The following is a 21,346-nucleotide window of genomic DNA, read 5'->3' as shown; positions in this document are numbered from 1 at the left end:
CGCCTCATGCTGCGAAGGCTATGCCGAAGAACAATATGATCCCGGACGGACACTTGGACAACCGGGACATGCCTCACATGGTATGTAGGCTTGATTAGTGCTGCTCGCACAGAGTGTGCAGCGGGATCTACTATGTACCACAAGCCTCATTGTGCGTAACGGGTAAAGACAAAGTCGTTTGCTGCTGGTGCACGAGCATGGCAGGGGGCACAAGTGTTAAGTAAGGCTTCACCGAGGTTCGGCTTGCCATCTTTGAACTGGCCGTACCCCCAACCGCCCGTGCCGGCGTATCTCTGCGAATCCTTGACGCTAATCTGGACGTTCGTGGCGGTGCCGGCGACGAAGGATTGGGCTTGGCCGAAGGCCGCGTTGTTCTCGGCTGACGGCACGTATTGCCATGCCAGCCTTGCGATAATTGCACCGTCGGGAAAGGGGCGCGTGCCGTCCCGGAAAGCTCTCACCGCAACATCGTTTCCAAGGATGGCGCGGATGTCGTTGAGGTCGCCAGCCTCATGCGCCACGCTAACGAGCTGCCAGTCGCGGTATCCGGCGGGAAGCTTCACGCCGAACACCGCCGAGGTGCTGTCATCGACGCTGTCCGCCGCGGTGGAGGCAAAAGCAAAGACGCCGACCGCCACGATGGCCGACCATGCCAAAAAAGATTGCCATCGCATACACTTACCTCCTTTTCCGGTTCCCGGCAAACATCCGCCTTGGCTACTCGAAGGTGGCATTTAACATGGACAGTCCCGGCCCCTCCGCCTTTATGGTCAGCAGGTGCTTGCCATAAGCTTCCCCGTGGAAGAGCGCGCGAAGCATCGGCCGTCCGACCTCAATCTCCGACAGCGCGGCGCCGTCCACCAAGACGCGCAAGCTTGCACCTTGCGTCGCGGCTGCTACCAGATGGAACTTCGCCGTGGAGAAGCGCAGCCGTAGGCCGCCTTCTGCCAAGCGGACCGCCAGCGCCGCCTCCTACCGCTCCCACCAGCTGCCGAGCTGGACGCTTCTGTGTGGGATCTGTGCGGCGAGGCGCTGCAACCCCGCAAGGCTAGGCTTGGCGCTGGCATTACCCCAATGCACGTTTAATATGCATTTCACATGCGATGTGGATCTGCGAAGCGCCGTCCTGGTCCTGCTCGACCTGCTGATCGAGCACCGCAGCGTCACCGCCGCCGCGGTCGCGGCATACATGAGCCAGCCGGCGATGAGCCGTGCCCTCGGGCGGCTACGGGCCCTGCTGCGCGATCCGCTGCTGGTGCGCGGCAGCCAGGGGCCGGTGCCGACGCCGGCCGCGCTCGCCCTGCAGCCCGGGCTGAAGCGCCTGCTGGGCGAGGCCGCGACGCTCGTGGCGCGCCGGCGCTTCGACCCGGCCGCCTGGCGCGGCCAGGTCGGCATCGCCGCGACCGATCATCAGACCGTCTTGCTGCTGCCGCAGCTGATGCGCCGCATCTCCCGCAAGGCGCCGCTGCTCGAGGTGAAGGTGGTCGACCATCCCGCACTGGCGGACTGGGGGCTCGGCCGCTCCCTCGCGCTGGAGCATGTGCTGGTGACGGTGCTCGGCGACGGCCACGGCGCGATGGACGAATTGCTGAAGGGGCACGGGCTGGCCCGGCAGGTCGCGCTGCGGCTGCCTCACTTCTATGCCGCGATGGCGGTGGTTGCGGAGAGCGACCTGGTGGTCACGCTGCCGCGTTCGATCGCGGTTCGCCATACCGCGGCGCTCGGGCTCGTGGCGCTGGAGACGCCGCTGGCGCCTCCGCCCTTCACGACCGCCGTCATCTGGCCGGAGGTGCTGGACGCCGACCCGGGCAATGCGTGGCTGCGCAAAGTGGTTCAAGCTGAGGCCAGCCGGATAGCTGGTGTAACGCCGCGCTAAGGCAACGCCGCCTCCGACTTTCATGTGATCCATGATATTCTCGGATACGCTGAAAGACGCCACTCAGCGACGGTCCACGCCAGACTGTCCCCGTGGGATGATGCGGCGGCAGCGATGAAGTTAAAAGCCAGTTGCCAGCGCACCAAGCCTGTGCAGCGGTAAGGTCGATTAGGCGTAGGGAAGGCTTTTGTTCGCTCCTATTGGCGACACTCGAGCCATTATGGTTGCTGGATAGGGCAAAATATTTGATCCTCAGCCTTGGCAGCGAGTTAAGACGCGAAAGAAGAGTCTCCGAAAAGGAAAAGAAAATTCAGCGCTTCAGACATTGTGGGGTGTGCAAACATCATATCGCGTAGAGTGACGGCGCCAAGCCTGCCAATCATGGCTGTTTGTACCACCGACATCACCTCGCCTGCACGCGGGCCCAGCATGGCAAAGCCAAGAAGTTGGTTGTCCGTTGAAACGAGTGCTTTCATAAAACCCTGGCGCTGTGAAAGTGTTCGTGCCCTTGGCACAGCAGCCATCGGGAAGCGTACGATACGATGGGGAATACCCTTTCGCTTCGCCTCTCCCTCGGATAACCCAATTCGCGCGAACTCCGGATCAATGAATAGGCAAGAAGGTATCAAGCGATCTGCGGTTGTGTACGCACCACCCTCAATGCCAGCCTTGGCCACGCGGTAGTCATCGAGCGAGACGTGGGTAAACATTGGGCTACCTGCGGCCTCGCCCAGCGCCCAGATGGCCTGTGCCGTAGTCTGAAGCCGCTCGTCCACCTGAATGAAGCCTTTTGCGTCAAGCTCGACGCCAGCAAGGTCAAGGCCGATACCATCGGTTCTCGGCTGACGCCCAGCAGCGACGAGAAGATGCGATCCTTCCACCCACGATCCGTCTTCAAGACGAACGGAAACGCGGCTTCCAGACCGACCTTCAACCTGCACAGTTGGCGAAGCAATCAACACTTCCACGCCATCCTCTTCGAGGATGGCCTGAATGCCTTGCCCAACATCGGGATCCTCGCGTGCGACAAGCTGCAAGCTCCTCTCAAGCAGAACGACTTCGCTGCCCAGCCGCCGGAAGGCTTGTGCCATTTCCAATCCAACGTAACCGCCACCAAGGACAATCAAGCGTCGTGGCAACACATCGAGCTTGAGCGCCGAGACATGCGTCAAGGGCGCAGCTTCGGCTAAACCCGGAATCAGTGGGATCGCAGCCTTTGTGCCAAGGTTTAAGTAGATTCGCTCACCCGTGAGATGGCGGGGACCGCGTTCCGTTGCTACCTCCACAACCCGCGGCTCCACGAATTGACCGCGGCCGAGCACGAGCTCAAGACCGCTTGCGTCAAAGGCCTGGCGATTGGCCTGTACCAAGCCGTCGACGATGTCGGCAGTCCGGGCTGCGATGCGGGCCATGTCACGGGCGGCCCCGGACAGGATTGTGCCGAACTCCGCGGCATGAGCCGTGAGCGCCGCAATCTCGGCGCTGCGGATCAGGGATTTGCTTGGAATGCAGGCTACGTTGATGCAGGAGCCCCCGATCATCCCTATTTCGACCATGGCGACTCGCTTGCCTGCTCGAGCCTGATCCATGGCCAGTACCTTGCCACCAATGCCACCTCCGAAGACGAGGATGTCGTAATGCTCCGTTGTCAACATGGGTGTCGTCTCCACTACGTTGCAATGCAGGCACCACTGCCGTCTCCCAGCCGATAGGAGGCCCTGTAGCAACCGCTAGGATCAGATGAAGAATTGGATGCTATCAGCTGTATTCGGTCGCGGTACAGGACTGAGCAGATTTCAATGCAGCGCTGGATAGCCCTGCACATAAATCCAATCGCTTGACTGTGCCTGCACATGGCAGGCCAAGCATTCCGCACGGAATTCCTTGGTAGTGGTCATATTTGGGTTGTCGGCGTCGAACCACGCCCAGCCCCAGCCCTCGCCCCAAAGTGGGTCATCGCGGTACCGACCACGGGCATCCTTCACCATAACGAACCAGCCTCGGAGACGGCCGGCGCGACTAACGCGGCCCGTCGTCATGTCCTCGGTGTCGGTCTCGCGTACCTCCTTGACCAACACCGTTCCGTCGGGGAAGTGGCTCGTGTTGCGGTAAGCGGAGACGACGCCAAGCGAGGCGTACACGGTGTGAAGCTCCTTCGCGCCCTCGCCAGCATCGGCCGCCACCGCGAATGTGCCAAGGAACTGGAAAGCCGTACGATAATCGGCAGGCACTCGTAGCCGCGCCCGAAGGTCGTTGGCCGACCGCTCCTGAGCCATACTCGGCGTCGGTAGCCAGCCAATTACGGCAACCACGCCGGACGCTGCCACGAGCGCCAAGGGGACAGCCGCCGCAACTACCATGACGTGCCGCTTCCGCATGCGATTTACTCCTCGATACAGGTTTTCAAAGCCGGCTATGGAGGCCACACTCGGCCACTCGGAGGCACCCGCAGGTGGCGTGAGCTGGTGAGAAGGCGGATGGACGTTGTGCTTCGCCTGAGAAGATCACGCTTGGGACCAACTCGCTGCACGCATCTAGCGCAGAATGGCGCGCTGGCCGCCCGACGGTCCGGTCCATTCGAGGTGATCACGGCGGTAGCGCGCAGGCGTCGTTCCTGTTTGCTGCTTAAAAATGGTCGAAAAATGTGACTGTGTCTGGAAGCCGACCGCGAGTGCGATCTCGATGATCGGTGTACTCCCATCTGCGAGCATTCCCTTCGCATGCTCAATACGCTGCTCGGTGATGTAATCGTGCGGCCGGCAGCCGGTGGATGCTCGGAACTGCGCTGCGAAGTAGGAGCGCGACAGCCCCGCTGCATGGGCGAGGTCGCCGAGCGAGATCGAGCCGGCTAGGTGCTTCTGGACATACTCCTGAACGCGCCGGAGCCGCCACTTCGACAACGTGGAAACTTCCGGCCTCGGCGCGGTGCGTGCCGCGAGTCGTATGAGGACGGTTCGCGCGACGCTCTCGATGTAGAGCGGATCGCCCGCGTGGACGTCCTCAGTCAAGCTCCAAGCGAGCTGCCCAGCCAGTGGGTCGCGCACCACGACGTCATCCAGTTCCGTCGCGCCGTCTGCCCGGCCGCCTCCCTCGGGTTTCCTTACGCTGTCCCTCATAACGTATAGGTGCATAAAATCGCAGGGCGCGTAAAACTCCGCCGCAATCCGGCGGGAAGGGCTGGTGATGTGCACGCTCCCGGCCGTCATGACGCCGTCGAAGATTTGGCGCCGTCCAGAGGTGAGGCGGATGCGGGTCCGACGCAGAGCAATCCCGACAACGTACCGATCCGGCGGGGCTTCGGCCTCGGCACGAGGCCGTCCGGACGCGTCATCGGTCCAGCGGGAGGCTATCACAGCCGCGCCGTCGTGGACGGCAGGCTCAATGCCCGGGACCTGCCGCCAAGTCTGCTCGCGCGGCACGCCAGGCGGGTCTTGGCCCCTTGAGACGCCCAATGCAAGCATCGGAGCTGCGGGGCGGGGTGCGGCATCAATAGCTTTCAGCAGCATGGAACGGTATTTCCTCCCTGTTTTACAATGCAGCCCTGGTCCACTGAGAGTCGCCGCCGACCCCGCAGGGCGCGGCGTGCGATGGCACCGGGACTGCGATGTCCAATCCATACGTTCCGTCGCTGGTGAACGCCCGTTAGATGTTGTGAAACACGCCGTAGCCGTCTAACCCATTCAGATGCGCGCCTGCGGCGCCGTCCGCTCGTGGGCTAGGCTTGGGTCAGCGTTGTCATCGAGTGCGCCTGCTGCCCCCCAGCCGGCGGGATTGCGACGGTACGTTTCCATGCCAATCCGCAATCCATACTTTCAACCAGAAAGCCGGCCCCACGCGGTAGCGGGAAGCTGTGCTCGCCGTTGGCGCGATCGGCGCGACAACACGTTCTCAGTACGGTGCCGCGATGCCGATATGCTGGCCGCCGATCCCTCCCCTGACGCCCGAGGCGGCCGCCCTGAAAGTCCGGCTCGCGGAAGATGCGTGGAATACGTGCGACCCAGAGCACGTGTCCCTAACCTGTAGCCTCGACAGCGCTTGGCGCGATCGCACCGACCTCCTGCGCGGCCGAGCCGCCATAGCTCGCTTCCTGCGTCGAAAGTGGACCCGCGAGCTAGACTACTGCGTGGCGATGGAACTCTGGACCAGTGGCGCCGATCGCATGGCCGTGCGCGTCGCCAGCGAATGGCGCGACGACAGCGGGAACTGGTACCGCTCCTTCGGAACCGAGGTTTGGGAGGTGGACTGCGAAGGCTTGGTGAGGCAACGGAGGGCCGCTACCAACGACATCCCGATCCGATCCGTGGAGCGGCGGCTTCGCTGGGTAGGGCCCGGGCCACGGCCTGCAGACCACATCGACCTCGGCCCCTGAGCACTACCGTGCACGTGCGGTACGGACCTCGGCATAGCGCGTCGGCGCAGTACGGTGGTTCGGAGCATCGGCGGATGCAGCATGCGGGCCTAGGACGGCTTCGTGGCCGGGCTGTTCCAGATCGCCGCTTGACCTGCTGGTTGTTCTGGTCATTCGCGGCCTGCAACAACCCTTCCAACAGAATCCGCCAGCTGACGTCCGATGCCTTAACACACATGACGGTATCCACGAGCCGAGGCTGAAGGACAGCCGTAAGGCGCTTCTCGTCGGGCGATCCGACAAAGTGGCGCGCGACGGCGCAAGCGCGATTGGTTCAACTCATAGCATCCTGGAGATATTGCTGCGTTGCCTATGCAGGCCCGGAACAGGAAGGCCTCGGGATATGCTGTTGAGTTCTTGCTTTCGCTCACCAGCATCCCGCTTCGAGATCGAAGGACTGCAGGCACCTATGCTGGGAGCGCATCGCCCGTCAACGCCTTGAACGGATCGAGAGGCAGCCATGAGCCCAACCATGATGGGGGAGCCAACGCGCAAGGCCAGCCGGCGCCAAGTGGCGGCCGCCAGCGTTGCCCTCGCCGCGGCGTCCCACCGCTTCAGCCTTGGCGCGTTCAACGTCACCACTTTCAGCGACAGATGCATCATGTTGCCGACCGGGATCATCCTTCCGGAAACCGTGCCGGGAGGGCGGCCCGCCATCCGCGAGTGCCTGGGTGGCGCGCCTGACAACGCCCTCCTTCAGATCAGCATCCCACTGATCCGAAGAGACGGCGACCTGATATTCGCCGACAACGGTCCAGGGGACACAGTGCAGCCGAGCGCCGGCAGGCCTGCTTCCGACCTAAGGGCTGCAGGCATCAGCCCGGCTTTGGTCACCAAGGTCGTTTTCACCGAGGTCTATCCTGGCCATGCGGGTGGCATCGTCCTTTCGCACGGGAAGCTTCGGGTCGGGCGGATCGATCCAACGAGGCGCGGCCCATGAGCGACCCACCCTTCTCGCGCGGGTTCCGGGGGCGGCAGGGTGGGGCGGACGCCGCCGTCGCAGCGCGGGTCCCTCCGGGCCAGCACATCACCACCGACTTTCCAGTGCTGTCGGCCGGGCCCACGCCGCGGCTGCGGCTCGGGGACTGGAGCTTCGCGCTTCAGCATGGCGGCTCTCTCCTCGCGAAATGGTCCTGGGAGGAATTCCAGGCGCTGCCCCGAACGAGGGTCACCGTCGACATCCACTGCGTGACCAAGTGGAGCAAGCTCGACACGCAGTGGGAAGGCGTCACGGTCGACGACCTGCTGAAGGCCGCAGGCCTTGACGCCCCGCCTGCCCCCTTTGCCATGGCGCATGCCGACGGCGCTTACACGACCAACCTGCCACTCGCTGACATGCTCGGCGGCCGGGCGATGGTCGCGCTGCGCCACGGCGGCGCCCCGCTGGCGCCGGAACACGGCGGGCCGGCGCGGCTGCTGGTCCCGCATCTCTACTTCTGGAAAAGCGCGAAGTGGGTGCGGCGGCTGCGGTTCATGGAGCGGGACGCGCCCGGCTTCTGGGAGTCGCTGGGCTACCACATCCACGGCGACCCCTGGCGCGAGCAGCGCTATGAGGGCGACTGAGCCGGACGCGGCGGCCGCTGCGCCCGCGCCCGCCCAGGCGGCCGACCGACGGCTGCCCTGGCGAATGGCCGAGGTCCTGGAGGTCCGGCCCGAGACGGCCCGCGCCCGCACGCTCGTGCTTCGGGTGCCGGGTTGGCCCGGGCACTGGCCCGGCCAGCACATGGACATCCGGCTCACCGCCGGGAACGGCTACCAGGCGCAGCGCAGCTACTCCATCGCCTCGCCCCCCGAAGCGGGGCACCCGGCGCTCACGGTGGCCCGAATCGAGGACGGCGAGGTCTCGCCGTACCTGGCCGGCGAGGTGCGGGCCGGGGACCGGTTCGAGGTCCGCGGACCGGTGGGCGGTCACTTCGTCTGGACCACGGCCGAGGGCGGGCCGCTGTTCCTGGTGTCCGGCGGCTCCGGTGTCATCCCGCTGATGGCAATGCTGCGCCACCGCGCTGCGGCGGGCAGCCGGGTCCCGGCGCGCCTCCTCGCCTCCTGGCGGGGCGCAGGGGACATCATCTACCGCGACGAGCTAGCGCGGCTGGCCGGGGCGGGCGACGGCCTCGCGGTGGCGCACGCGCTGACGCGCGTCCGCCCGGTGGGCTGGACCGGCTACGGCCGCAGGATCAACGCGGCCATGCTTGAGGAGTTCGGCTTCTTGCCAAGCGAGCGGCCGCGCGTCTTCGTTTGCGGCCCCACCGCGTTGGTGGAGGCGGTGGCGGCGGCACTGGTTGCGCTCGGCCACCCGCCGGCAAAGGTCAAAACCGAGCGCTTCGGGCCAGGCGGAGGGTAGCATGGACACGGACGGGGAACGGCGGCTGGACGGCAACGCGGCCGCCGGGCTGCTGCGCGAGGTCTTCGCTATCGAGTTGACGGCCTCGACCGCGGTCTGCGAGGGCTGCGAGCGGGAGGCGACGGTGGCCGAGCTGCTGCTCTATGGCGGTGCACACGGGGTGGTGCTGCGCTGCCCGGGCTGCAACTGGACCATGGTCCGCCTCGTGGCCACACCCGCGGGCCACAGGCTCGACATGCGCGGCGTTGCCCTGCTGCGGATCGCGCGCGCCGCCTGACCGTCCGCGCTGGACGAGGGCCCGCCGCGCCGCTGAGAACCGAAGGCGGACACGAGGAGGATGTCCGGATGCGCTCCGAACGCTTCGACTTTTCAAGCGGCGGGCACCGCCTGGCTGCGCGCCTCGACCTGCCGGAGGGCGCGCCACGCGCGCACGCGCTGTTCGCGCATCGCTTTACCTGCGGCAAACGTGTCGGAGGTGGAGGCGCGAGGTGAGGCCGTGGTGGATCTCGTCCGTCGCCCCTTCGCCATCCGCCGCTCCCTTGTCGAGGAAGCGCAGGCGCGGGAGCAGGGACCGTGCATCGCGACCCTCGGCCGCGCGCTGCTCGTCATGCACGCACCGCCCGACGGCGTGGCGGGCGTCGACAACGCCCTGGCGATCTTCGAGGCGGCGCGGCACCCGAAGAGCTTCGTCACGATCGACGGCGCCGACCACCTGCTCTCGCGCCGAAAGGACGCGACTTACGCCACACGGGTGTTGGCCGCCTGGGCCTCGCACTTCCTACCGGCGCCCGAGGCCCCCGGCCGCACCCGCAGTGGCCGCAGTCGAGCCAGAGGAAGGAATAATGGTGGTGGTGGAAACGGGCGTGGGGCACTTCCAACGAGCGGTGACGGCCGGGCGACACCGGGTGCTGGCCGACGAGCCGACCTCGGTCGGCGGCTTGCGGAGATGATGGTGGCGATCTGCCGGCGCTGCGAACGGTAAGAGCAGTGCTCGTAAGCAGTGAAGCGTGCTCGCCCTGCTGTCACCCTACCCAAAACCACCCAGGCAAGCGACAGATGCAACAAGGCGCCGCGACGACCGACGCAGAGTGGCCCCCGTACCGCACGACAGGCGGTCTCCATTACGCCCGCCCGTACCCGAGGTGAGCAAGCCACTCGACGAACCGCTCAACGGTGAAATCTGGCCAAGCTCGCAAGGCGCTACTCGTCGCGCGGTCCGGCAAAGCGGCGTGCGGCGACAGAAGCGCGACCGATCCAGCTCCTGGCACCCTAGGGATGTTGGCGCGCGCCTGCGCAAGCCCAGGATCGGGGGCTCCGGTGGCACACTGGATCCGAAAGGCAGCCGCTAAAGCCGTTGGAGACGACCATGAACGTCAGTCCAAACATTGTAAGCGAGCCCACAGCGCTGTCGGACAGACTCGCCTACACGAGTGCCGCGGAGCTAGCGCGGCTAATCCGTCACCGCGAGTTGTCGCCTGTCGAGGTCGTGGACGCGTTCATTACGCGTATAGAGGCCCGCAATCCGAGCCTGAACGCACTCGTCTACCTCGGCTTCGATGACGCCCGCCGCGAAGCGCGGACCGCCGAGGATGCGGTGATGCGTGGGGCAGAGCTGGGCCCACTGCACGGCGTGCCGGTGGCGATCAAGGACCTATTCGACTTCAAACCGGGTTGGCCGTCCACGCTCGGCGGCATCCGTGCGCTCAAGGACAACATCGTCGACGCCTACTGCGCCTTCGCAGAGCGCATCGAGCGCCGCGGGGGAGCAATCCTTCTCGGCAAGACCAACAGCTCGCTCATGGGCTTCCGCGGCACCTGCGACAACTACCTGTTCGGGCCGACGCGCAACCCGTTCAACCTCGCCAAGAACTCCGGAGGCTCCTCCGGCGGCAGCGCGGCGGCAGTGGCTGACGGCCTGCTGCCTTTAGCCGAGGGCACCGACGCCGGCGGCTCGATCCGCATCCCCGCCTCATGCTGTGGCGTCTATGGGTACAAGGCCTCGTTCGGGCGGGTACCGTTCCTGGCGCTTCCCAACGCCTTCGGCGCCGCCGACTCGCCCTTCCTGTTTGAGGGGCCGATCACCCGCACAGTCGAGGATGCCGCGCTCGGGCTTACCGTGCTCGCGGGCTACGACCCGCGCGACCCCTTCAGCCTGACCGAGCCGGCGCCCGACTTCACCGCGGCCATCCGCCGCTCGATCCGCGGGCTTCGTATCGCCTACAGCCCGAACTTCGACGTGTTTCCCGTCGACAGTCGCGTGGCGGATGTGGTGGGCCGGGCGGTGCGGGCGTTCGAGGAAGCCGGGGCGCCGGTAGAGGAGATCAAGCTCGGTATCACCCGCCCGCAACGGGAGCTAAGCGACGTCTGGTCCCGGCAGTACATGCTGCTCAACCTACAAGCCCTCGAGAGCTACAAGCGGGCTGGGGTGGATCTGCTTGGAAACCACCGCGATGACCTCCCGCCGGAGTACCTGCGGTGGGTTGAGGAGGGTCAGCGTCAGTCGGCGCTCGGCTTCTATCAAGACCAAGCGATCCGGACCGAGATCTTCAACGCCATCCAAGGCGTGCTGAACACCTACGACCTGCTGGTCACGCCGACGCTCGCCTGCCTGCCGATGAACAACGCCGACGACGGCAACACCGTGGGGCCGAGCGTAATCAACGGCGAGGAGGTGGACCCGTTGATCGGGTGGTGCCTGACCTACTTCGTCAACTTCACGGGCCACCCAGCGGCGTCGATCCCGGCCGGGCTGTCCGATGGCCTCCCGGTCGGGATGCAGCTCATCGGCCGGCGCAGCGCCGATGCCGACGTGCTGGCGGCCAGCGCGGCGTTCGAACGTTTGCGGCCGTGGCAAGGGTCGTACGAGATCTGCGCGCGGAGGAGCGTTTAGGCGCGCAGGCCCCTGCCACGGAGAAGGGCGTGCCGCACGGCGCGTCGCTAGGTCTCCGCGGTACCGGTGAGTGGCGGAGACGCGCGGGCCAAGGTCGATACTCATCGGAACGAAGCAGCCGGCGGTGGTTTCTCCGGCGACCGAGCGGCGGTAGAGGCCAGTCGGAGAATTCGAAGGAGATGATGCGTGATGCCACCAACCGAACGCGCGGTCCTCGCAGGGGGCTGCTTTTGGGGAATGCAAGGCTTTTTCCGCCGCTATCCGGGCGTGGTTTCGACGCGCGTCGGGTACGCGGGCGGCGACGTGCCCAATGCCACCTACCGCAATCACGGGACCCACGCGGAAGCCATCGAGATCATCTTCGACCCCGCCACGATCAGATTTCGGAAGATCCTCGAATTTTTCTTCCAGGTTCACGATCCGACCACCCAGAACCGCCAAGGCAACGACGCCGGGGCGAGCTATCGATCAGCGATCTTCTACACCAGCGACGCGCAGAAGCGGATTGCGGAGGATACCATCGCCGATGTCGATGCTTCAGGGCTATGGCCTGGCAAGGTGGTGACCGAGGTCGGTCCGCTCGGTGAATTTTGGGAGGCCGAGCCCGAGCATCAGAACTACCTTGAACGGTATCCAACTGGCTACAACTGCCATTTCGTCCGGCCCGGCTGGAAGCTCCCGACCCGAGAAAACACCGTCCGAGCGCAAGCGAACGTGACGGGTTAGCGGCGTGGTCCGATGGTTTCTGGCAAGGCCTTCGGTTCAGCAACTCGAGAGCGATGCCTGCTTTGCTGTCCTTCTGGAGCTCGGCAGCGCCACCGGTATGCGATGCAAGGTGCCCCCCTCCCCTGGCCGGGCACGCTCACCTCCAGCGATCATATACCTCCTTTGGAGGCACGCCAATGTCGGGGGTAGAAGCCCCGACTCACGCACGTGGCGAGAGCCGCGCCGCGGGCGTAGTAGGGATAGCCATCCGTCTGACCGTCCTGCTGATCGGCAAGGTCGCGCGCGGTGATGTTCCTCGCGGCTCTGCCCCGTTTGTACCTGACAAGGAGCATGCACATGCCTACCAACATCCTGATCGCTTTCTATTCTCGCAATGGCTCTACAGAGGCGCTGGCCAATGCCATTGCCGAGGGTGCTCGAGCCGAGGGTGCCGAGGTACGCCTCCGCCGAGCCCGCGAGTTCGTCGGCCCCGAGATAATGGGTAAAGCGCCAGATTGGGCCGAGAACGCCGCTCGCATGAACCAAGCCTACGAGGCTCCGACTGAGGCTGACGCCGAGTGGGCCGACGCCATAGTTTTCGGCACGCCGACGCGCTTCGGTGCTGTGACAGCTGAGCTTAAGGCATACATCGACAGCCTCGGCGGGCTCTGGTTTCAAGGCAAACTCGTTGGCAAGGTCGGCTCAGTTTTTACCTCGACCTCCACTACGCATGGCGGCAATGAGTCCACCTTGGTCTCGCTCTACAATCCGATGGCGCACCTCGGCTTCATCATCGTGCCGCTTGGATACGCTGATCCGGTGCTGTTCAGGGCAGGCACGCCATACGGCGCGTCCAGCGTCTCCGGTCAAAACAACACCCCTCCAAGCGCGGACGATCTCGAAGTGGCGCGATTTCAAGGCCGCCGTGTCGCCCAGGTCGCGGGCGCGCTAAAGGTCGGCCGAATCACGGAAACGAGGGACTGAACGGGAAACGAGCGAATGCATGCTGCCAATCGGCACACCAAGGTGCGGCCGACGCGATTCACAGGAGACCCTCCATGTCGACCCGTCCACCCGCGCCGCCACCCACGTCGCCGTCGTGTTCCCGCCCGCTGAGGCGCGGCAGGCACTCGGTACAAGATCCGTCGCGCCCATGCTGACCGACTTCGACGCGCTCATGCAGGCGCATCTGGCGCGTATCTTCGGCGAGCGGGACACGAACCGACGGCTGGACGCACTCAAGGAACTTTACGCCGAGGACGCTACGCTTTTCGAACCGCACGCCGAAGCGACGGGGCACGAGGCGATCTCGGACGCTGTCGGCGCGCTCCAGGCGACCCTGTCGCCGGGATTTGTGTTCGCCGCCGCCGGGCTCGCCGTGGGCCACAGCGGGGTCGTGCTCCTGCGATGGTGCGCGGGTCCACCGGACGGCCCTGCGGCCGTGACCGGGACAGACGTGGCCCACGTGGAGAGCGGGAAGATCAAGACCCTTCACGTCTTCCTCGACTCGGCGCCACACTGAACTGAAGCCACACCTTGCCGGCACGACGGGAAGGAGCACGCCCTCTCAACCGCCAGTGCCCCGACTGGCGCAAGGGGTGGCCTCGGTCTGCTGAAGGCCCACGAGCAGCGTCTTGCCACTGAAGCGACTAACCCCGCTCGAGCCACTGGAGGATTTTTCGAGAATGGTTAGTTCAGCGGCTGTGCTAGCCCGTCCGGATCTGGACGGCGGGGAGGTGCTGGTGTTCCAACCGCCACGTGCAGCGAAGGCAGGCGGAGCGCGCTGTGCGGCTGCGCCTCAAACCACATACCAACAGATGAAGGACGGCGGTGGCATGAAGATCCACTACGGAGTAGTCGAGCACGATGGCGGGTGGACGTACAAGCTCGGCAACGGGTTTTCCGAAGCGTTCCCCAGCCGGGCGACAGCCTTGGCGGCTTCGGCACCGACTTCACGGCAAGGCTGCGCAAGCGGCGGCCGAGGCCGGCCGACACTTGGCACCCGGATGAGATGTATCTGAAGATCAACGGCGAGCTCTTCTATCTTTGGCGCGTGGTGGACCAGCACGGTGTAGTGCTCGATATCGTCGTGTAGGAGCGGCGTAACGCCACAGCGGCCATACGCTTTTTCAGACGCCTCTTGGTGGGCCTGAAGTACAAGCCGCGCGAAATCGTCAGGGATGGGCTCCGCAGCTATGGCGTCGCACAGTGAGAAGTCCTGCCGGATGTGCGGCATCGGACCAGCCGCTACCTGAACAATTGTGCCGAGAACTCCCACAGACCGACGCGACGTGGAGAACGTCAGATGCGGCGCTTCAAGTCACCCCCAGCAAGTTTAGCGGTTCCTCTCGACGCACGCAATGATGTATGGTCACTTCTGTCCGCGACAGCACCTGATGGCCGCCGAACAGTACCGCCGGTCGCGTGCCAAGGCGTTCCAAATCTGGCGGCAGGAAACGCGCGCCCAAATGGCGGCGTGAGATCGCGCAAGCTCCGCCTTGCGGTCAAGCGCGCTCAATCATCAAACAATATGACAATGCTTCAGATGGGTATGGCTTGCGGGCAGATTGCACCCTTCATATTGAAAAATACTGCCGCTAAGGCCCATAACAACTCTTAGCGCCAACCGCTAGGACGCCGCATGGATCGCGTGGGCCCATCTCCGGCTGAAAGCACGATTACCTTCGGCTCCTTTCGGCTGATCGCACGGGAAAGGCTTCTAGAGCGAGACGGCGAGGTTGTCCCACTCGGCGGCCGCGCGCTCGATCTGTTGATTGCTCTGACCGCAAACCCGAACCGGCCAATCGGGAAGAAGGAGCTGATGAAGCAGGTCTGGCCCGACGTCATCGTGGATGAGGGCAGCCTACGCTTCCACATGGCTATGCTGCGCAGAGCGCTCGGAGATGGCGCGGCCGATGCCCGATATATCGAAACCCTTCCCGGACACGGTTATTACTTCAGCGCGTCGGTTGCGCGTGACGACCGATGGTGCCCTGTGGACGACGGGCGCCCTATGCCCACGCAGCGCCCGCCTGCGTACAACCTGCCGTCGCGCCTCTCACGGCTGGTGGGCCGCGACGACGCGCTAGCCGCAGTCATGGCGCAGCTTGCGACCGGGCGCTTCGTCACGATTGTCGGCCCCGGTGGTGTGGGTAAGACAACCCTCGCCAGCGCCGTCGGGTGCGCGCTGCTCGGCGCATTTGCAGGCGCCGTCCACTTCGTGGATCTCGGGCTGGTCGCCGATCCGACCCTCGTTCCCGCCGCAGTCGCCTCGTCCTTCGGCCTTGCCGTGCAGGCGCCCGACCCAGCCGCCAGCATTGCGGCATTCCTACGTGACAGGAGGATGCTGCTGATTCTCGACGGCTGCGAGCGCGTGATCGAGGCGGTCGCGACGCTCGCCGAACGGATCTGCGCCGAGGCGGTGTCCATGCACCTGCTGGCCACAAGCCGTGAGGCGATGGGGGCCGAGGGCGAGCACATCCTCCGCTTAGGGCCGCTCGCCAGCCCACCCGAGGGGGTCGGGTTGACGACAGCCGCGGAGGCGCTGCAGTACCCTGCGGTGCAGCTCTTCGTCGAGCGCGTGGCCGCGGGAGAGACCGATTTCGCACTCAGCGACGCCGATGCGCCCGTCGTCGCCGAGATGTGCCGCAGGCTCGACGGCCTCGCGCTCGCAATCGAGCTCGCCGCTGGGCGCGTCGGGGCCTACGGCGTGGGCGAGACGGCGCGGCTGCTCGATGGGCAGTCGCGCTTGCTCTGGCAAGGCCGGTGCTCGGCGACGTCCCGCCACCAAACCCTCGCGGCAGCGATTGACTGGAGTTACGATCTCCTCGCTCCGCCAGAGCGTGTCGTCTTCCGTCGTCTCTCAATCTTTGCGGGCGTCTTCAGCCTCGAGGCGGCGCTAGCCGCCGCTTCTGAGAGGTTCGACCGCGTGGATGTCATCAACGCAATCGCCGGGCTCGTCTCCAAATCCCTCGTCTCGATGGATCCGTCGGGGCCTACGACGCGCTACCGGCTACTCGACACGACGCGCGCCTACGCTCACGCGAGGCTCGCCGCGAGCGGCGAGCACGCCGAGGTCGCCGCGCGGCACGCTGTCTACCAGCGCGACCGCCTGTCCGAGTTGAACGCGGCAGCATCCGAACTGCCCCGGGCGGAAGTCTTGGCTAGGGATAGGGATCATGTAGATAACGTACGTGCGGCGCTGGCGTGGAGCTTCGGTGAGGGCGGTGACTTCGAGACTGGGACGGCACTGGCCGTCGCTGCGGCCCCGCTTCTCATGCGCTTGTCGCTCATTGGGGAATGCCAGCAGTGGGCCGAGCGGGCCATAGTCGCGCTCGGCGAGGCTTGGCGCGGCACCGACCGCGAGATGGAGCTGCAGGCTTGGCTGGGCCAATGCTTCATGTTCACGAGGGGAAATGACGAGCCTGCCCGCGCCGCCCTCGTGCGCGGCCTTGAGATCGCTGAGGCGACCGGACGCACAGAGCACGAGGTCCATCTCCTCGGCTGGCTGCACATTTTCCACCTCCGGACGGGCGAACACCGCTCCGCGCTGGCCTACGCTGAGCGGAGCGCGGCTGCCGCGGCGCGCATTGGGCACTCTACGGCTATGGCGACTGCGCACTCTTTAGTCGGCGTCTCCACCGACTTCTTAGGCCGCCACGTCGAAGCACGGAAAAGGCTTATGGCGGGCCTTGTCCCCCTACCCGGGCCTCGCGCCGGCACACCGATCCAGTATGCATTTGATTATCAAAATCATGCTCGAATCCACTTCGCTCGCAACCTCTGGATTCGGGGTCACGCGGACCAGGCCGTCGCGGTTGCGTCGCAGACGATCGACGACGCGGCGGAACGCCTGCAACCAATCATGCTCAGTGTAGTCCTGCTCTACGCGACCTCGGTCTTTCTCCGCATAGGAAGCGAAGCAAAGGCGGAGGAGACGCTTGGCGCGTTCGTCGAGCAAGCGGCTCACCACTCCTTCGCCCCGTATCAAGCGACCGGTCTGGGCTTACAGGGCCAACTCGCCTTGATGCGTGGCCGCGCGGAAGAGGGAGTGGACGCCCTGCGCAGATCCCTACGGACGCTGCATCGGAACCACTACCGGATGATGACGACGACTTTCGCTGCTGCCATCGCGGAGGGTCTGGCCTGCTTGGGCTGCTTTGATGACGCACTCGCAACAATCGAGGAGGCCATTGCGGAGAGCGAGCGGAGCGGCGGCCTGCTCATCATGCCGGAGCTGCTCCGAATCAAGGGGGACGTCCTCGTACGCATGCCACGGACCTGCGTGGATAACGCTGAGGTCGTGTTACTTCGCGCGCTGGACCTCGCGGGCCTGCACGGCGCGCTCGCCTGGCAGCTGCGAACCGCGACAAGCTTGGCCCGGCTCTGGTCACAACGGGGAAGAAGCGTGGACGCGGAGGCGCTCCTCGCCTCAGTCCAAAGCCAGTTCACTGAAGGATTTGGCTTCCCAGACTTCCGTATAGCCGAACGATTGCTTGGGGAGCTTCGCCGGCCTACCGGCAGCGTCTCGGAACCCTACGTGTAAGGCCACCATGGCTTTCGCAACGCGCGTCGGACTGAACCGCCTCGGGTTTGTCGGAAGCCCCAGCTGTTGAGAGGATAGTGTCATGACGAGGAAGACGTCGAACCGCTCAGTTCTCGATGAAAACCTCGGGTCAGTTCTCAGTAGAAATTAACACAGACGATCAAAACCGCGGCTTGAGCCTGTCCACTCCAAAGGGCGCACTCAACGTTTTGGGTGGAAGTGAGCGGATTGATCTCCACCACTTTAAGAGTTGGCCGGCGATGCCACCGCTGTGGAGTCTAACTCTTCTAGCAGTACCTTCGCTTTGGTGAAGTCAAGCAGGCCGAACCCCTCAGTAAAAGATGCGTAAAGCGGCGCGAGTAAGTCGTGTGCGTCGCCGCTCAGAACTTCCAACTAACGGAGGCGCCGACGAAGTCCATGTCGCGCCCACCCGCACGTTCGATAGTGTCGCCAGCGAAGAAGTGCACGTACCACGCCCGCACCGCGATCCGGCGTGAGGCCTGCCACGTGACCGCCAGCTGTGCTTGGTGGCCAACGAAGCGGCTCCGGCCGCCGGTTGAACCGGGCAACGGAGCGAAGGGCCCAAGCCGGTAGAAGGCGTCCCCACGGCGGTGCCGCCACAGCACGTCCCAGCCAAGCTCCACCGTCACCGCCTCGGCCGGACGCACCCGGACGCTTGGGAAGAGGTTGATGAGATTGGCGGGCGCGACCAGCCCGGCTTCCGTAAAGTAGGGCGCCTTCGGGTAGAGCGGGTCGAATGTCTCCAATGTGTCATCTTGGGGATTCCGGTCGCCGCTGGCGATGTCAGCCTTGAGGCCGATGCGCGGGCTCCAGGGCAAGCGGGAAAACGTAAGTCCAGTGTCGGAGGCCGCCGTCCAGGCGCGGATGCTGGCCCGGCCGAAGGAGCCGAACTGGTAGGCGCCTTCGAAGTCCCAATTCCAGCCGCCGGCGCCGCGGCCGAACAGGCGGGCACCCACCGTGTGCCGTTGGTCGAAAGCGGTGCCCTGCTGGAATGCCGCCCGCTCGCGCTCGCGGCCGAAGTAGTAGAGGTCGGCCAGCAGCCCCTCGACGCCTGGCACCGCCGCGGTACCGTAAGCTCCCCAGAACGCTTCGGCGCGGTTCGAGGAGTCCACCGCACCTTGGCGGTTGGCCACCGGGCGCACCGCGAAGGCGTCGAAGCGTAGGCCGGGGCCGGGGGAGAGGGACGCGCGCGCCCCGTCGAAGGCGCGGCGCATGTTGGGGCTCTCGCGTTGCGACACCAGGCGTTCCGAACCGAAAGACATCTCCTGCCGGCCACCGCGCAGCGTCGCGCGGCCCGCTCCCGTGGCGAAGGACAGGTCGGCGAACGCCTGGGCAAGGTCGGTGCGGTTCTCCTGCACCGCCCCGAGGTTCTCGTGCGCGCCGAAGGCGCGGGTGTCGGAGAGCTGGGTGAACACGCGCAGATTCGGGCCGAGGTGCAGGTCGGTGTGGAGCAGGAAGCGTTGCAGCAGGTAGCCGTCGCGCCGCGGACCGCTGCTCACTCCGAAGCTGTCGTTGCGCTGGAGCTCGTAGCGCTCGCGTAGCTCGCCGCCTAGGGACAGGTAGGCGTCCGTGCCGGCGCCGAGCCGGACGTACTTGCGGGCATCCAGTGGGTCTGCGCGCCGGGCTGGGTCGGCGAGGACGCGCCAGTCCTCATCGTAGCGGAGGGGCCGGAACGCGGGCACCGCCGCCGGCTGCTGCGCGGCCGCGGGCGCCGCGGCGCATGGCAGGAGGGCAATCGTGATCATAAGCGCTCCCGACAGCGTCCATGGAGCCGCCCGGCTGGCGCTCAAACTTCGCCTCCTGCATGGGCGGGCACTCCGAGTACCGCAGCGTGCGGCCGGGACAGTAGTGGCGGTCCAGCTGGCCTCGGCGCGGAGGATGCGTCTCTGAACACCGTAGGACATGGCGCACTGGAAATCCTCAAGGCCAGCGCGGCGTTTCGGGGCATTCGCACCCCGGCCTCGGCCATAGCGGGTATCCGCTTCGTCTCCTGTATGGCTCGGGTTCCAATCTGCTCGCCGGTCACTTGATCGATGATGAGACGTTGGGCGCCGATCGCCCGGCGGCACGCCGGACGCGGCCCCGACGCGGGTAGGGCGGGCGGATGCGGCATCGGCATCTCCTGCGGGGTTGCTAGGCGAGGCGGCCGCTCCGGTTGCGGGCGAGACGGCTCGGGTATCCGCTCAATAGTGCCGGTGTTCGCCGAGGGGCGCGGGGGTGCCTTCGTCGTCTGGGCGGGCGGCGAGCATGTGGCGGACCCGGCGCGGCGCCTCGCTACGGTGGAACGCAAGGACTGCGGTTTGCCACTCGGCGTCGGCCCTGGTCACTCGGCGGTGCTGGCGCAGGTGGTCGAGCCAGGAGACGGCAAAGAAGACCTCCTCGAACCGGCTCGGGTCCTCCGCGTCCTCCAGCGCACGCCAGCCAAAGGCGCCGTCGCGCCGGCGAGCGCGCGACAGGCGGTGGAGGGCTTCAAGGAACGCGCGTCGGTCGGCGGGCTCGACCTCGTACTCGATGGACACCATCACCGGGCCGCGCTCGCCTGGGACGGGCCAGGCGGCCGCGGGCTCCGGCCAGTGCAGGGACGGGGTCAGGTCGGCCTCGCCCGCGGGCAAGGGTGCGAGCGCGGCGGCGACTAAGCCCGCGGCTAGCCCGCCCGCCGCAGCGGCGAGCAGCGCGGCCTCGACGGAGACGGCCTGCGCGACCGCGCCCCACAGGGCGGAGCCGGCGGTCATGGCGCCGAAGAAGACCATGAGGTATACTGCCAGCCCCCTTGCCCGCACCCAACTCGGCAGCACCGACTGGGCGGCAACGTTAAGGTTAGTCAACACCGCGATCCAGGCCACGCCGGCGGCGAACAGCAGCCCGGGCGCGAGCCAGCGCGCGCCGGACAAGGCGAGCGCGGCCGTCGCCACGGCCGTCAGCGCGGTGCCCGCGAGCACGATTGTGCCGCCGGAGAATCTGAGCCGGGGGAGGAGCAGCGCCCCGACCACGGCGCCCGCGCCGATGGAGGCCATCAGCACGCCGTAGAACGTCGGGTCGGCCCCGAGCTTGCCGCGCGCAACTAGGGGCAGCAGCACCCAGTAGGCGGAGGCGAATAGGAAAAAGGCCGCGGCCCGGGCCAGCACGCGGCGCAGTTCTACGGAGCCTGTGGCGTAGCGCAGCCCCGTGCGTACGGCGGCGCCGAAGGCCTCGGGCGGCAGGTCGGCCGGGGCAGGCGCGCGACGCCACCACAGGAACGCGGCGATGACCAGGAGGTAGGAGGCGGCGTCCAGGAGGTAGGCGGCCGCGGCCCCGGCCGCGGCCACGATGGCGCCTCCAAGCGCAGGGCCGATAGCGCGGGCGATGTTGATGCCGAGGGAGTTGAGTGCCACCGCGACGCGCAGCTCGGCCTTGCCGACCAGTTCGGGCACCACGGATTGGAAGGCTGGGCCGGACAGGGCGGCGCCGATCCCGCCAAGGAGCGTCAGGCCGAGCAGCAATCCCGGCGACATCGTGCCGAACCCCGCCGCTAGAGCATTTCAGGTTTAGTCGAACGCGTAGCCTGAGTTGGCAAGGTAGTT

At 66.0% G+C, this 21,346-nt stretch carries 19 protein-coding genes and 1 pseudogene; 13 read left to right on the top strand and 7 right to left on the bottom strand.

Annotated features, from left to right (window positions below):
* Positions 1–146: 146 nt before the first annotated feature.
* Entirely contained in the window at positions 147–674 is a 528-nt protein-coding gene (locus tag AC5JJ6_RS13085; RefSeq protein ID WP_496042462.1) for a cytochrome P460 family protein, read from the bottom strand.
* Positions 675–717: 43 nt separating this feature from the next.
* A complete protein-coding gene (locus tag AC5JJ6_RS13080) occupies positions 718–951 on the bottom strand; it encodes a hypothetical protein (protein ID WP_496042461.1) in 234 nt (77 codons plus the stop codon).
* Positions 952–1,054: 103 nt separating this feature from the next.
* On the opposite strand from AC5JJ6_RS13080, the gene AC5JJ6_RS13075 reads away from it, so the two are divergent.
* Positions 1,055–1,876 carry a LysR family transcriptional regulator gene (locus tag AC5JJ6_RS13075; RefSeq protein WP_496042460.1) on the top strand — a complete coding sequence of 274 codons (822 nt, stop codon included), beginning with the start codon at positions 1,055–1,057 and terminating at the stop codon, positions 1,874–1,876.
* A 269-nt stretch (positions 1,877–2,145) separates the two neighbouring features.
* Here the strand turns inward: AC5JJ6_RS13075 and AC5JJ6_RS13070 are convergent, their stop codons facing one another.
* The 3 genes from AC5JJ6_RS13070 to AC5JJ6_RS13060 form a co-directional block, all read right to left on the bottom strand.
* Positions 2,146–3,531, bottom strand: coding sequence for a dihydrolipoyl dehydrogenase family protein (locus AC5JJ6_RS13070; protein ID WP_496042459.1), 1,386 nt, complete (start codon positions 3,529–3,531; stop codon positions 2,146–2,148).
* A gap of 141 nt (positions 3,532–3,672) precedes the next feature.
* On the bottom strand, positions 3,673–4,254 hold the full coding sequence (locus AC5JJ6_RS13065; RefSeq protein ID WP_496042458.1) for a cytochrome P460 family protein: 582 nt from the start codon (positions 4,252–4,254) through the stop codon (positions 3,673–3,675).
* A gap of 156 nt (positions 4,255–4,410) precedes the next feature.
* Positions 4,411–5,382, bottom strand: coding sequence for a helix-turn-helix domain-containing protein (locus tag AC5JJ6_RS13060; protein WP_496042457.1), 972 nt, complete (start codon positions 5,380–5,382; stop codon positions 4,411–4,413).
* Between the two features lie 398 nt (positions 5,383–5,780).
* Here AC5JJ6_RS13060 and AC5JJ6_RS13055 point away from each other — a divergent pair, with 398 nt between their 5' ends.
* From AC5JJ6_RS13055 to AC5JJ6_RS13000, 12 genes are all read left to right on the top strand, one after another.
* Positions 5,781–6,245 (top strand): DUF1348 family protein, encoded by a 465-nt coding sequence (locus AC5JJ6_RS13055; RefSeq protein WP_496042456.1) that lies wholly within the window; start codon positions 5,781–5,783, stop codon positions 6,243–6,245.
* Between the two features lie 499 nt (positions 6,246–6,744).
* On the top strand, positions 6,745–7,224 hold the full coding sequence (locus AC5JJ6_RS13050) for an MBL fold metallo-hydrolase (protein ID WP_496042455.1): 480 nt from the start codon (positions 6,745–6,747) through the stop codon (positions 7,222–7,224).
* Positions 7,221–7,847 (top strand): sulfite oxidase-like oxidoreductase, encoded by a 627-nt coding sequence (locus AC5JJ6_RS13045; RefSeq protein ID WP_496042454.1) that lies wholly within the window; start codon positions 7,221–7,223, stop codon positions 7,845–7,847. Before AC5JJ6_RS13050 ends, AC5JJ6_RS13045 begins: the two co-directional genes overlap by 4 nt.
* Before the next feature lie 64 nt (positions 7,848–7,911).
* The gene (locus AC5JJ6_RS13040; RefSeq protein WP_496042453.1) at positions 7,912–8,625 is read left to right on the top strand and encodes a ferredoxin reductase; all 714 of its coding nucleotides are present in this window, start codon (positions 7,912–7,914) and stop codon (positions 8,623–8,625) included.
* A gap of 1 nt (position 8,626) precedes the next feature.
* Positions 8,627–8,902, top strand: a complete 276-nt coding sequence (locus AC5JJ6_RS13035; RefSeq protein WP_496042452.1) for a DUF6510 family protein — start codon at positions 8,627–8,629, stop codon at positions 8,900–8,902.
* Between the two features lie 219 nt (positions 8,903–9,121).
* On the top strand, positions 9,122–9,607 hold the full coding sequence (locus tag AC5JJ6_RS13030; protein ID WP_496042451.1) for a hypothetical protein: 486 nt from the start codon (positions 9,122–9,124) through the stop codon (positions 9,605–9,607).
* Between the two features lie 384 nt (positions 9,608–9,991).
* Positions 9,992–11,515, top strand: coding sequence for an amidase (locus AC5JJ6_RS13025; RefSeq protein ID WP_496042450.1), 1,524 nt, complete (start codon positions 9,992–9,994; stop codon positions 11,513–11,515).
* 189 nt (positions 11,516–11,704) lie between these two features.
* Positions 11,705–12,241, top strand: a complete 537-nt coding sequence (gene msrA / locus AC5JJ6_RS13020; RefSeq protein WP_496042449.1) for a peptide-methionine (S)-S-oxide reductase MsrA — start codon at positions 11,705–11,707, stop codon at positions 12,239–12,241.
* Positions 12,242–12,577: 336 nt separating this feature from the next.
* Entirely contained in the window at positions 12,578–13,204 is a 627-nt protein-coding gene (gene wrbA / locus AC5JJ6_RS13015; RefSeq protein WP_496042448.1) for an NAD(P)H:quinone oxidoreductase, read from the top strand.
* A gap of 169 nt (positions 13,205–13,373) precedes the next feature.
* Positions 13,374–13,742, top strand: coding sequence for a nuclear transport factor 2 family protein (locus AC5JJ6_RS13010; RefSeq protein ID WP_496042447.1), 369 nt, complete (start codon positions 13,374–13,376; stop codon positions 13,740–13,742).
* 351 nt (positions 13,743–14,093) lie between these two features.
* Positions 14,094–14,315, top strand: coding sequence for a DDE-type integrase/transposase/recombinase (locus tag AC5JJ6_RS13005; protein ID WP_496042446.1), 222 nt, complete (start codon positions 14,094–14,096; stop codon positions 14,313–14,315).
* Between the two features lie 546 nt (positions 14,316–14,861).
* On the top strand, positions 14,862–17,765 hold the full coding sequence (locus AC5JJ6_RS13000) for an ATP-binding protein (RefSeq protein WP_496042445.1): 2,904 nt from the start codon (positions 14,862–14,864) through the stop codon (positions 17,763–17,765).
* Positions 17,766–18,145: 380 nt separating this feature from the next.
* Here the strand turns inward: AC5JJ6_RS13000 and AC5JJ6_RS12995 are convergent, their stop codons facing one another.
* Together AC5JJ6_RS12995 and AC5JJ6_RS12990 are read right to left on the bottom strand one after the other, a co-directional pair.
* Complete coding sequence (locus AC5JJ6_RS12995; RefSeq protein WP_496042444.1) at positions 18,146–19,531, bottom strand: alginate export family protein; 1,386 nt, start codon at positions 19,529–19,531, stop codon at positions 18,146–18,148.
* A gap of 438 nt (positions 19,532–19,969) precedes the next feature.
* Positions 19,970–21,286 (bottom strand): annotated as a pseudogene (locus AC5JJ6_RS12990) (MFS transporter); the annotation flags it as partial.
* Between the last annotated feature and the right edge of the window lie 60 nt (positions 21,287–21,346).

It is taken from the genome of Skermanella sp. (assembly GCF_059503625.1).
The sequence above is the reverse complement of the archived record's forward strand: the minus strand, read 5'-3'. Positions and strand labels throughout refer to the sequence as shown.

Excerpts from the sequence above, each read along its gene's own strand:
- AC5JJ6_RS13085 (WP_496042462.1), bottom strand. The coding sequence starts at position 674 with ATGCGATGGCAATCTTTTTTGGCATGGTCGGCCATCGTGGCGGTCGGC.
- AC5JJ6_RS13070 (WP_496042459.1), bottom strand. The coding sequence starts at position 3,531 with ATGTTGACAACGGAGCATTACGACATCCTCGTCTTCGGAGGTGGCATT.
- AC5JJ6_RS13065 (WP_496042458.1), bottom strand. The coding sequence starts at position 4,254 with ATGCGGAAGCGGCACGTCATGGTAGTTGCGGCGGCTGTCCCCTTGGCG.
- AC5JJ6_RS13060 (WP_496042457.1), bottom strand. The coding sequence starts at position 5,382 with ATGCTGCTGAAAGCTATTGATGCCGCACCCCGCCCCGCAGCTCCGATG.
- AC5JJ6_RS13055 (WP_496042456.1), top strand. The coding sequence starts at position 5,781 with ATGCCGATATGCTGGCCGCCGATCCCTCCCCTGACGCCCGAGGCGGCC.
- AC5JJ6_RS13050 (WP_496042455.1), top strand. The coding sequence starts at position 6,745 with ATGAGCCCAACCATGATGGGGGAGCCAACGCGCAAGGCCAGCCGGCGC.
- AC5JJ6_RS13045 (WP_496042454.1), top strand. The coding sequence starts at position 7,221 with ATGAGCGACCCACCCTTCTCGCGCGGGTTCCGGGGGCGGCAGGGTGGG.
- AC5JJ6_RS13040 (WP_496042453.1), top strand. The coding sequence starts at position 7,912 with ATGGCCGAGGTCCTGGAGGTCCGGCCCGAGACGGCCCGCGCCCGCACG.
- AC5JJ6_RS13035 (WP_496042452.1), top strand. The coding sequence starts at position 8,627 with ATGGACACGGACGGGGAACGGCGGCTGGACGGCAACGCGGCCGCCGGG.
- AC5JJ6_RS13025 (WP_496042450.1), top strand. The coding sequence starts at position 9,992 with ATGAACGTCAGTCCAAACATTGTAAGCGAGCCCACAGCGCTGTCGGAC.
- msrA (WP_496042449.1), top strand. The coding sequence starts at position 11,705 with ATGCCACCAACCGAACGCGCGGTCCTCGCAGGGGGCTGCTTTTGGGGA.
- wrbA (WP_496042448.1), top strand. The coding sequence starts at position 12,578 with ATGCCTACCAACATCCTGATCGCTTTCTATTCTCGCAATGGCTCTACA.
- AC5JJ6_RS13010 (WP_496042447.1), top strand. The coding sequence starts at position 13,374 with ATGCTGACCGACTTCGACGCGCTCATGCAGGCGCATCTGGCGCGTATC.
- AC5JJ6_RS13000 (WP_496042445.1), top strand. The coding sequence starts at position 14,862 with ATGGATCGCGTGGGCCCATCTCCGGCTGAAAGCACGATTACCTTCGGC.
- AC5JJ6_RS12995 (WP_496042444.1), bottom strand. The coding sequence starts at position 19,531 with ATGATCACGATTGCCCTCCTGCCATGCGCCGCGGCGCCCGCGGCCGCG.